7 protein-coding genes are annotated in these 12,198 nt (G+C 47.8%); 3 read left to right on the top strand and 4 right to left on the bottom strand.

Features of this window, described 5'->3' with window-relative positions:
• The first annotated feature begins 168 nt into the window (after nt 1-168).
• Nucleotides 169-1,068, top strand: coding sequence for a LysR family transcriptional regulator (locus BTV99_RS02925; protein WP_075100871.1), 900 nt, complete (start codon nt 169-171; stop codon nt 1,066-1,068).
• Nucleotides 1,069-1,216: 148 nt separating this feature from the next.
• On the opposite strand, the gene BTV99_RS02920 is transcribed toward BTV99_RS02925, so the two are convergent.
• Nucleotides 1,217-2,398, bottom strand: coding sequence for an aspartate aminotransferase family protein (locus tag BTV99_RS02920; protein ID WP_075100870.1), 1,182 nt, complete (start codon nt 2,396-2,398; stop codon nt 1,217-1,219).
• A 42-nt stretch (nt 2,399-2,440) separates the two neighbouring features.
• Nucleotides 2,441-2,656 carry a DNA gyrase inhibitor YacG gene (locus tag BTV99_RS02915; protein ID WP_075100869.1) on the bottom strand — a complete coding sequence of 72 codons (216 nt, stop codon included), beginning with the start codon at nt 2,654-2,656 and terminating at the stop codon, nt 2,441-2,443.
• Nucleotides 2,657-3,012: 356 nt separating this feature from the next.
• On the opposite strand from BTV99_RS02915, the gene BTV99_RS02910 reads away from it, so the two are divergent.
• Entirely contained in the window at nt 3,013-3,690 is a 678-nt protein-coding gene (locus BTV99_RS02910; protein ID WP_075100868.1) for a tRNA (guanosine(46)-N(7))-methyltransferase TrmB, read from the top strand.
• 160 nt (nt 3,691-3,850) lie between these two features.
• Here the strand turns inward: BTV99_RS02910 and BTV99_RS02905 are convergent, their stop codons facing one another.
• Nucleotides 3,851-5,245, bottom strand: coding sequence for an AarF/ABC1/UbiB kinase family protein (locus BTV99_RS02905; RefSeq protein WP_075100867.1), 1,395 nt, complete (start codon nt 5,243-5,245; stop codon nt 3,851-3,853).
• A 294-nt stretch (nt 5,246-5,539) separates the two neighbouring features.
• Entirely contained in the window at nt 5,540-6,877 is a 1,338-nt protein-coding gene (gene purD / locus BTV99_RS02900) for a phosphoribosylamine--glycine ligase (RefSeq protein WP_075101025.1), read from the bottom strand.
• Between the two features lie 441 nt (nt 6,878-7,318).
• On the opposite strand from purD, the gene BTV99_RS02895 reads away from it, so the two are divergent.
• Complete coding sequence (locus BTV99_RS02895; protein ID WP_075100866.1) at nt 7,319-12,184, top strand: NAD-glutamate dehydrogenase; 4,866 nt, start codon at nt 7,319-7,321, stop codon at nt 12,182-12,184.
• Nucleotides 12,185-12,198 lie beyond the last annotated feature (14 nt).

The raw sequence follows: 12,198 nt of genomic DNA, 5'->3' as shown, positions 1-12,198 counted from the left end.
CAAAAATATCAAGGTGATGACTGCTATCGCCTTGATATTTTTGTTTTTATTAAGGGTGACGCGCCATTTTAGATAAAAAAGGATGGTATTTAATCACTGTAAGGCAAATTAAAATTCGTTATAATGGTTAAGTTATATTAAAAAACCAAATGCAGGTTAGGTGAGAATATGTTGGATAATTTACGCGGTATGGCTGTGTTCGCCAGTGTGGTTGGACATGGCTCCTTTAGTGGCTCAGCCCGTGAGCTTGGTATTACAACCAGTGCAGTCAGTCAGCAAATCCGCTCATTAGAAAACGAGCTGGGTGTGGTGTTATTGCACCGCTCTACTCGAAAGCTTAGCTTAACAGAGGCAGGCGAGAGTTTTTATGAAGCGGCAAAAGATATGGTCAGCGCGGCCGAGCAGGGACGCATCAAAGTCAATCAATTGCGAGATGAGCTTGCTGGTAGCTTGCGAGTGGCGACCACCCCTGAGCTGGGCGTCAATCATATTTTGCCTGCGCTCTCGACATGGATGGCCGCCCACGATGACTTGAGCATCACCTATTTGGCAGACAACCATTATATCGATATGATCGACGAGCGTATTGATATTGCGGTTCGTATGAGTCCATCCATCAATGACTCGAGCCTGAGTAGCCATCCATTGACTGATGTGCGCCAGATGCTGGTTGCCTCACCACAGTATTTGCGTCAGCATGCCAAAATACAAAGCCCAAAAGACCTCAATGACCACCAGCTGATCTGTATCGAAATCATGAAAGACGCCAATCAAATTGATCTGATTCAGACAGAAACAGGCAAAAAAACCCGCATAAAAATGAACTCTCGTATCTATACTAATAACGTCTTTATGGCGACGACATTGGCCAAAGAAGGCCACGGTCTGGTGCGAATGCTGGAGATGGATGTTAAAAAAGAGCTAGAGAACGGCGAGTTGATAGAGGTATTGACCGGTTATCAGCTGCCAAGCTTTGTGCTATATGCCGTTACTTTAAATCGCGAACAGCAGCCTGCAAAAATAACCCGTTGTCTTGAAGTATTAAAGAAGTATTTTCATGCCAACTAAAGCGTGATGCATCATCAATGCGATGCTAGCTTTAGCAAAAAAAGAGTATATAGACAATCGATGTCTATATGCTCTTTTTTTAACATGTCAAAATCAATCATTTTAATAATCAATGATCACTGCTGGTCTGAGACCGTGTTTTATCGTTTTACCATGAGGACTTTAATAGCTCAATCAAACGATCAGCGACCTGTGCGCTTTCATCACGTTTCATATTTAGTGGCGGCAATAAGCGTATCACGTGGCCACCCGTGACGTTGATGATAAGCTTTTGCTCATCGCGTGCACGATTCACCAGCTGAGTACAGTCCATGTCTTCAGGTAACACGACACCGATCATCATACCTGCGCCGCGCGCACTGACGCCATACTGTCCTAGTGCATCGACTAGCGTCTCACGGATGAACTGCCCTTCGGTGACAGCATTATTCATGACATCAGTATTGGCGAGTACATCATAAACACTATGCACCACACGACTTGCCAGCGGTGTACCGCCGTAAGTTGAGCCATGGCTGCCCGCGCCAAATAGCCCATTGGCACGGCCACGTACCATACAAGCACCTACAGGAAAGCCATTTCCCAAGCCTTTTGCCGTCGTCAAGACATCAGGGCGGGCATTGCTGTGCTGATAAGCGAAGTATTTGCCAGTACGGCCATTACCTGTTTGTACTTCATCGAGCATAAACAGCCAGTTGTGAGCATCACATTCAGCCTGTAGTGCTTCTAAATAACCAAAGCCATTTGCGGCGGTATTTAGACCACCTTCTCCTTGAATAGGCTCTACCAAGATAGCGCAAATCTCATCGTGCTTTTGCGCGGCTTGTTTGATGGCTTCAATATCGCCAAAGGGCACACGGATAAAATCCTCATCTAAAGTGTAAAATCCTTCGCGAGCTTTTGGGTTGGCGGTGGCTGACAACGATAGCAATGTGCGGCCATGAAACGACTGTTCCATGACGATGACTTTTGGACGGGCAAAACCTTGCTGGTTGGCGTATAAGCGTGCAAGCTTTAAAGCCGCTTCGTTTGCTTCAGCACCGCTATTGGCAAAAAACACACTGTCCATCTGCGCGGCGGTGCATAGCGCTTCTCCAGCGCGCTCTTGCCAATCGATACCAAATAAGTTGCTGGTATGAACCAAAGTCGCGGCTTGCTGCTGAATGGCGTCTGTCACTTGTGGATGGCAGTGCCCTAGGCCACAAACGGCAATTCCCGTCAGCGCATCTAAATACGGGGTATCGTCCTTGGTATACAGCCAACTGCCTGAACCACGAGTAAAGCTGATTGGTTGACGGTTATAAGTGGGCATCAGGTAAGTTGCAGACATAGTAAACATCCTTAAGATGATAAGTGAGTAAAAAAGTGAGTGTTAGAGTTCGTCAGAAAAAGGCGTGGTTTCTGCAGGTAAGGTGTATTCTTCGTTTGCCCAAGCGCCTAGGTCGATCAGTTTGCATCGACTGCTACAAAATGGCTTGTACTTATTGTCTTGCCAAGCGGTCTGCGTGCCGCAGCGGGGGCAAGGATAAGTCTTGGGGCGCGTACTTGGATTACTTGAATTGGCTGGGTTGGAGGTTGATTCGGTCATAGTCGGTATACATGCATCCTTAAATTTATGATTATCAGCTTGGCAAGCGTGTGGGTCAGTCATAAGCTGATTGAGGCCAATCTAATGCTACTAAAATGCGCCCTCAGTCTGCCGAGTAAACGACAAATAGCAAAAAACGTCTAAAGGTTTGCCAGATCAGATAGCATGAAGGTATCAGTGCTATTTGTTTGATGGTTATCTATCTCAGTTTTATCGCTTTTTTGATAAGAAGACATTCCCAAAACAGGGAGGTGGGAAGCATGACTTGCCAGCGTTATATTACTATTGTCGCGGATTGACTATATAATAGCATGTGGCCGAATAATGGCAAAAGACAAATGCTTTAAGGATAGTAGATGACCGAACATATCGAGCTTACGCACCGACAGCAGCGTGCCTTTCAACCAAACAAGCTTTCAGCACCGCGCAGCTTTTGTATTCCTCCAATCATACAACAAACGGCAAACCCTGCGCCCTTACTCTTAGAGATTGGAGCGGGGAAGGGCAAGCATGCGCTTAGCTTCGCCGCCGAGCACCCAGACCAGCACTTGATTGCCATTGAGCGTACGCGCAACAAATTCGATGCTTTTGCAAAATTGGCCGAGCGCCAAGCATTGCCGAACCTAGATGCGATACATGCTGATGCGATCGCCTGGGTTGTCCATGCGATAGAGCCGAATAGTATCGCCAAGATCTTTATTCTGTACCCCAATCCTGAGCAGCATAACCCCAATCAGCAGTGGTTAAACATGCCGTTTTTTGAGTTTTTATTATCACGTTTGCAGGTAGGTGGAGAGATCATATTGGCCACCAACATTGAGAGCTATATGGATAATGCCGAGCAGCAGGCGACGAAAGTATGGTGCTTACCCAATGAGCGCTACAAGGTACCACAAGATAGCCAGCGTACCCACTTCGAAGTGAAGTATCTGGCGCGCGGTGAGATATGCTGGGAGCTCTGTATGCGTAAGCCTGCCGGCTACAATACCAGATTTGATCAATGGCAAGCGAATCTAAGTACTCATAAAAGTTAAGAATAGCCTAAGTAAAAATAGAGAGCAAAGCCTAGATAAGCCTAGAAGGCTAAATAAAATATATAAAATAGCCTAAGTAAAAAAATTGAATAAAATAAAACCGCCTCTAAAAGAAGGCGGTTAAAAAATGGTGCTTAAATTTAAGCAAAAATCACTAAAATTATAAATAAGGCCTTACCAGTTTATCAGAATCAGTATAAGCATCTAGTACTGTCAAAAATGTATAGGCACCAATAAACTTACGACTGATAAACATGAACTCTTTTGGTGGTAAATTGAATTCAAAAGACTGCATGGCACGACTAGCCTTTGATGAGAGGCGAGAATGCAATTTACTATTTGCCCAAATATAGCGGCTGTCAGCATCTAGACATTCCGCTAGAATATCAGGGTTGGTCGCAGGATTGCTAAAGGGTTCTGTGGCCAATAGGAATAGAGCAGCGATATCAGATCTGACCTTTTGACTCATGCTATCAAAGAAGTCATAACCAGTCATGGCTCGCATCATGGACTGATGGTCATGGTGGTAGCCAGCTTTTAGTAAACCATGAGCGATACTCAAGAGGTGATTGTCAAATTGACGTATCGCGCCAAAATCCAACAACACCAATTTGTCGATATCGTCTTCGTTTTCACTAACGCGTACCAGATAGTTACCGAAGTTGGGATCTGTCTGCATCTCACCCCAAACAAAAATCTCTTTCATCATGATTTCGATAGCAGCTTGACCAATGGCGTTACGGCGCTGATGCGACAACTGTTGCAGCGATGTAGAAACCACTGTGATACCTGGCTCATAGGACATGCACAGCAGACGTTTTTTGGAGTACGTGCGATTGATTTTGGGTACGATATAACGTGGATCATCTTTTAGGCGCTCATAAAAACGCTCTGTCGTGGCCGCTTCTGCTTCGTAATCTACCTCATGATGGAGTAGGTCGCGTATCTCCTCAAACCAAGCATCAAGCGCTCGCGTTTGCGGCACGATGTTACTAACCTTTAATAACTGTTTAAACAAAGCCAAGTCTGAGTTGATGGCATCCGCGACGCCTGGATACTGGACTTTTAGCACGACTTGCTCACCTGTGGCAATGACGGTAGCACGGTGTACTTGAGCCAAAGACGCTGTACCGATAGGGGTCGGATCAATCGCCAGCTCGCTTATTTTATCACCCAACAATGTATGAAGCGTTTGCTCAATCGTTGGCCATGATAGTGTGGCGGTATCATCATTGAGCGTTTGCAGCGCACGCGTAATCTCGGGAGGCAGTATGTGCTCACCATATATTGCGAGCATCTGGCCGATTTTGACCACGGAGCCTTTTAGTTTGCCAAGCTCGGTAGCAAGATAGTTTGCTTGTGTCTCCATAAAGGCTTGGTTGCGTGCGGTGCGTGCTTCTTTATTTAAAAACATACCAGACACGCTGTTGCCCGCCCAACGACGCCCAATATTTAAGGAAGTTTTGGCAATCGACATCCGGCGCTCAAACCCTGAGGTTTTTAGGTTATCGATAGAGTGCTTGGTACTAGAGGGTTTAGACGTATCGTGTGCCATAAATATAATCATTCATCCGGTTGCTATTGATTTGCGGGCATAAAACCTACAATACAAGGGACATGCGATGGTCGGTACAAAATTGTATCACAGAAACTGCCTTGGGTTGATGAAGCGATGCGCTCTGATAGCAGTTACTTTGTAAGCTCAGTGCATACGGCTAGTCATCACAGATGCAGCCATGCAGCATAAAGAAAATCAGATCCAGCATGACACTAGATCTGATCAGATTTACGATAATAAGCTAAAACAGCACACGCGGTAGGCTAAAGTTGGCCCACATTTATCACCATTTTATGAGCGGCTGTTTTCGCGAGCGATAGCATGATGACCAATATCACGGCGATACTGCGCCCCATCAAAACTAATCGCACCAGTAACTGCCAACGCCGCTTGCTGCGCGTCCGAGATGTTATCTGCCAAGGCGGTCACGCATAGGACGCGGCCACTGTTGGTCACGACTTCTTTTTGATGATTGGCGCTTTGATCTTGTGCCTCTGCGTCAGAAAACGCGGTGCCAGCATGGAAGACTTTGACTGAGTTGGCATTGTCGGTATCAAGCTTTGGCAAGCCTGCAATGACATCGCCTTTCGATGAGCTTTCAGGATAGCCTTTAGAGGCAATGACGATACCAAGGGCAGGGCGCGCGTCCCATTTGGCAGCACTCGGCAGCTGACCCGCCAGCCCTTGCGCGACCAAGTCGACCATTGATGACTGCAGGCGCATCAAGATTGGCTGAGTTTCTGGATCACCAAAACGGCAGTTGAACTCGATAACATAAGGGTCGCCTGACTTGTCAATCATCAGACCAGCATATAAAAATCCGGTATAAGGATGACCTGCAGCTTTCATGGCATCAACCACGGGCTGAATCACTTGCGTCATTACTTTATCATGCACCGCTTGGGTAACGACGGGGGCAGGAGAGTATGCACCCATGCCGCCAGTGTTGGGGCCTGTATCACCTTCATAAGCGCGTTTGTGATCTTGGCTGGTCGCCATAGGTAAAATGTTGTCACCATCAATCATACAAATAAAGCTGGCTTCTTCGCCCTGCAAAAACTGCTCAATTACCACGCGGCTGCCAGCATCGCCAAACTTGTTGTCCGCCAGCATATCATCGATGGCTTCGTAGGCTTGTTCGATCGTCTCTGCTACGATAACGCCTTTGCCTGCGGCCAGACCGTCTGCTTTGATAACAATCGGCGCGCCTTGCTCATCGATATAAGCTTTGGCAGCAGCGGCATCGGTAAAGCCTTGATAGGTGGCGGTTGGGATGTTGTTTTGCGCCATAAATTCTTTGGCAAAGGTTTTTGAGCCTTCTAGCTGCGCGCAATATGCCGTCGGGCCCCACGCTTTGATACCAGCATCGCGGCAAGCATCGACGATGCCTGTGACCAGCGGTGCCTCGGGCCCAACGATGACCATATCGATGGCGTTGGCTTGACAAAACTCAATCACACCGCTGTGCTCGCCATTGGTGTCATTTAATATGACATTTTGGCACTTAGGCTCTAGCGCAGTACCTGCATTACCTGGTGCGACGTAGACATTTTTGACAGTGTCGTCTTTTGCACATTGCCATGCCAGCGCATGCTCGCGGCCACCTGAACCAATCACCAAAATATTCATCATACATTTTGCCCTTAGTATTATTGCCTTTAGTATTCGCCGTATTCAGCAAGAAATGTGAATCATTGACGCACTATTAAATATACTGCCGTATTCTAACAAAAAAAGCGCAGCGATTGCCATGAGTATCCGCCCGCCAGCCTATATTGCACCATCTGAGTCCAAAACCACTGACTGTTTCATTAGTAAAGGTTATCGACATCGCGCTGATTCATGAAATGATGTTGTACACTTTAGCTGATGCCTGAGGTGCGTTAAACTGCCATAGATTGACGGTGTTAAGTCTGACCGGCTCTATGTTTTTAAACAGACGCATCAAAAAGGAGAAAATCTACACAAATCAGACATAAAAAACGATAGCGTTATGGACAGCGAAATAGCACAGATTAATAAACTCAAATAAATATCAGTATGCTACATATATAAAAAAGGACAAAGGACATGCCAAACTCTCTGAATATCGCCGAAGAGCGCATCAGCCAGATAAGCGATATCGCCACCAGTTATGTACAAAAGGACAAGTCATCATTCGATCGCTTTATTCATAGCTATTATCAGCCGCTCCATCAAGAGACGGCGAAAGCTATCAGCAATGCTGACTTAGCTGGCATGGCGCTTCATCACTTTACTTTGCTCAAAGCTTATGATGGCAGCAAGCCGCAATTGTCGGTGCTCAACCCAAAGGCCGAAGAGCAGCATTTTCATAGCTCACATACCGTCATTCAAATCGTCGCTTATGATCGCCCGTTTTTGGTCGACACGATTTTGATGAGTCTAGAGTCCGAAGGTATCGATGTTCATCGTACGTACAACATCATTATCAATGTCGAGCGCGACGCTGAGGGTAATCTCACACATATTCATAACGCGCATGAAAGCGCCACCTCGCACCTGTCGATGATTCATTGCGAAATCGCCTATCAGGATAGTGAAGACTTGGCCGCCCTCCAGCAAATGCTACTAAATAAAATTGACACACTCGATACAGTCGTTGGCGACTGGAAACAAATGCGTGCGCAGTTGATGGAAGTCAAAAATGAGCTGGCCTGCAAGCCCTTGCCGGAGGTGTTTTATTCTCAGCAAGAGATCCAGGCGTTTTTAGAATGGATATTGGACGATCATTTTATCTTTTTGGGCTACCGCGAGTATCGTCTGGAGGGCGGGCAAGCCATCGAGGTAGATAATGTCGATAATAAAGACAGCGCCAACTCTCATGATAAGCCTGCGGACTTAGATTTGTTTGCGATCGGCAATAGTGGCCTTGGGTTACTGCGCGGCGCGGAGGAAGACAAGCTATCAGAAAGCTTTAGCCAACTGCCCACCGTCCTAAAGCAGCTACTGACCGAGCCGCGCGTCTTGATGCTGTCCAAATCAAGCCGAGTCTCGCCTGTACATCGCCCTGTTTATATGGACTTTTTGGGTATTCATAAATTCGATGACAGCGGCAAGCTGGTCGGTGAATATCGCTTTATTGGACTACTGACTTCACAAGCCTATCAGCTCACTGTGCAGCAAATACCGCTACTGCGAGAAAAAGCCAATAAAATCATGGCAATGGCGGATCTACCGCGCGATGGTCACGCCCATCACAAAATGATGCATGTCATCAACACCTTGCCTCGCGATGATCTGTTTCAAGCCAGCGTAGAGGAACTCTATCCTATCGTCTCTGGCATCAGTCAGCTACAAGACAAAAAAAGCCTACGCTTATTTAGCCGCGTCGATCATTATCAGCGCTTTGTCTCCTGTTTGGTCTATATCCCGCGCGATAAGTTCAACACTGAGCTGCGTATCAAGGTGCAAAACGTCCTAAAAGAAGCTTATGGTGGCACATCATCTGGCTTTACCACGGAGTTCAATGAATCGGCCCATGCCCGCGTACACGTCCATGTGCGCACCGTGCCAGGTCAAGTAAAAGAGGTCAATACCGCCGCGCTTGAAGAAAAGCTCTCAGCGCTGATGCAATCTTGGAGCGACAATTACCAAAAAATGCTGCTAGATAATGTCGGCGAGCAGCAGGCCAATGCCCTAAACCGCCGTTTTATGAGCCATATCCCAGCCGCGTATCAAGAGCGTTTTGATGCGCGCACTGGTGTGGAGGACATCAAACGCTTGGCAATCTTGAGTGATGAGCAGCCGATGATTTGGCACCTATACCAATCAACAGGCGACGCTAGCAATCAGCTACACTTAAAGCTCTACGGCCGCGAGCAGCCAGTTATCTTATCAAAAGTACTGCCTATCCTTGAGAATTTTGGGGTGTCGGTGATATCGGCGCAGACATATGAATTTGACTTGCCAGAGCAGCCCATCTGGATGCAAGAGTATGAGCTAATGCTCGAACACGTGGATGCGGTCAATATGCAAGTGGTGCGCGGTCAGTTTGAGGACAGCCTTAAGCAGATTTGGGCAGGGCGGGTCGAGAGTGACTCGTTTAACGAGCTGGTGCTTACGACCAAGCTAGATACCTTTGATGTGGTGGTGCTGCGCGCCTTATCACGCTATATGGTACAAGCTCGTGCGCCGTTTTCTAGTACCTATATCCAGCAAACGGTGGTCAAAAACAGTGACATCAGTGTGGCACTCGGTAGCCTGTTTGATGCGCGCATGAACCCCAAGCATGATGATGAGAGTCGCGTCAAAAAAACCGCTGAGATCGAAGAGCAGATCTTATCAGCGCTGGCCGATGTCGATAGCCTCGATGAAGACCGTATTTTGCGTTGGTATTTGGATCTCATCAAAGCGATGGTACGTACCAACTTTTATCAAACTGATAGCGAGGGTCAGCGTAAAGACCGCTTGTCGTTTAAGTTTTTGGCAGCCGATATCCCCAATCTGCCCAAACCCAAGCCCATGTTTGAAATATTTGTCTACTCGCCGCGCGTAGAAGCGGTGCATCTACGCGGCGGTAAAGTGGCACGCGGCGGTCTGCGCTGGTCAGATCGTATGGAAGATTTTCGTACCGAAGTGCTCGGCTTGGTCAAAGCGCAGATGGTCAAAAACGCGGTGATCGTACCTGTCGGCTCCAAAGGCGGTTTTATCGTCAAGACCAAAACCATGGCTGATGGCCGCGATGCCTTCCAAGCAGAAGGGATTGCCTGCTATCAGACATTCCTGCGCGGTATGCTTGATGTCACCGACAATATCGTCGATGGACAGATCGTCCCGCCAGCCAACACCGTGCGTCATGACGAAGATGATCCGTATTTGGTCGTCGCCGCTGACAAAGGCACAGCAAGTTTTTCTGATATTGCAAATAGCTTAGCAAGCGAGTATAACTTTTGGCTTGACGATGCCTTCGCCTCTGGCGGCTCGGTTGGATATGATCACAAAGCTATGGGTATCACCGCCCGCGGCGGCTGGGAGTCGGTCAAGCGTCACTTCCGTATGCGCGGCATGGATATCCAAAACCGCGATGACTTTACTGTGGTCGGTATCGGTGATATGAGCGGTGATGTCTTTGGTAATGGCATGCTTAGATCCACCCACACCAAGCTGGTCGCTGCCTTTAATCATCTGCATATCTTTATTGATCCCAGTCCAGACACTGCGACGTCGTTTGCAGAGCGTGAGCGCTTGTTTGAGATGCCGCGCTCGACGTGGGATGATTATGACAAATCGCTTATTAGCCAAGGTGGCGGCGTGTTTTCGCGTACCGATAAGAGCATCCCTATCAGTACTGAGATGAAAGCGCTGTTTGATATCAGCGAAGATAGCTTGGCACCCAATGAGCTGATCAGCGCATTACTAAAGTCACCTGTCGATCTGATCTGGAACGGCGGTATCGGTACCTATGTCAAAAGTGAAAACGAGACGCACGCCGATGTCGGCGACCGCGCCAATGATGCTGTTCGGGTCAATGGTGGTGAGCTGCGCGCGGCTGTCGTCGGTGAGGGCGGCAACTTAGGCTTTACCCAGCAAGGGCGTATCGAGTACGCACAGACGGGCGGGCGCATCTATACCGATGCGATCGACAACTCAGGCGGGGTCAACTGCTCAGACCATGAAGTCAATATCAAAATATTGCTTGGCAAAGTCGTTGAGCAAGGTGATATGACCCTAAAGCAGCGTAATGAGCTGCTAGAGTCCATGACGGATACCGTGGCCGAGCTGGTACTGCGCCAAAACTACCTACAGCCCCAAGCGATTGAGCTCAGTCATATCCGTGCAGCCGCCAACTTAAGCGATCATCAGCGGTTTATTCAAATGCTAGAGGGCGAAGGTCGTCTGGACCGTGCTATTGAGTATTTACCATCGGATGAAGAGATTGCTAAACGCCAAAAAGCTGGGGTAGGCCTTACCAATCCTGAGCTGGCAGTCGTCTTAGCGTATGGAAAAATGTGGGTGTATGACAACTTGCTATTGTCTGATTTGCCAGATGAGCCATATTTTATCAATGAGCTACGCAAATACTTCCCTGATGAGCTGGCGACACGTTTCTTTGATGAGATGACCCAGCACCGCTTGCACCGTGAGATTATCAGCACCTATCTGACCAATAGTGTGGTCAACCGGTTGGGTATCGAGGCGCTGTTCCGTCTGTATGAAGAGACGGGGCAGTCACTGGCAACCATTGTGCGCGGTTACGCCATCAGCCGTGATGTCTTTAATATCTCCAAAGCATGGAAAACGCTTGAAGTGTTAGACAATCAAGTGGATGCCACGTTGCTATTAAATCTAGAGCTGCGTCTGCGTGATGCACTAGAGCATGGCGCGGTCTGGTTTATCAATGCCTTTGGTCAAGACTTACAAGTCGCTGATATGATTGGCCGCTTTAGCGACAGTGTGGAAAAACTGACCAAATCTGGTGGGTTTATTGAGCAGCAATTTGCCGAGTATTTGCAAGAAGATGCCACAAGCTTGATGCAAGAAGATTTGGCTGAAAATGATGCGACGATGTTTGCGATGTTGCCATATCACGTGGATGCGCTAGATGCAGCATTGCTCGCTGAGCAATATGAGCGCCCTGTCGATGAAATCGCCACATTGTACTTTGAGGCGTATCATGTCTTGCAGCTCGATTGGATGATGGATAATATCGCCACCTTACCGCAGCAAGACTATTGGGATCGCCGCGCGCGTCATGCGTTAGTCAATGAGCTGTCACGTAGCCTACGTATGCTAATGGACGCGATACTCTCAAAACCAGATGCCAAGCAAGCCTTTAGTGAATGGCGCTCGCGTCATACAGACCAATTGGCAGCGACTGAGGCTGAAATGGATAAGCTTGACGCCATCGATGGTGAGATTGGTTTATCGACGTTGTCCGTGCTGATGAGCGAGTTGAGTAGTTTGGTGACTAAATAGGCTATTTGGTAAAG

Origin of the sequence: Psychrobacter sp. Rd 27.2 (genome assembly GCF_001921755.1) — a bacterium.
Taxonomy (GTDB): domain Bacteria; phylum Pseudomonadota; class Gammaproteobacteria; order Pseudomonadales; family Moraxellaceae; genus Psychrobacter; species Psychrobacter celer.
The sequence above is the reverse complement of the archived record's forward strand: the minus strand, read 5'-3'. Positions and strand labels throughout refer to the sequence as shown.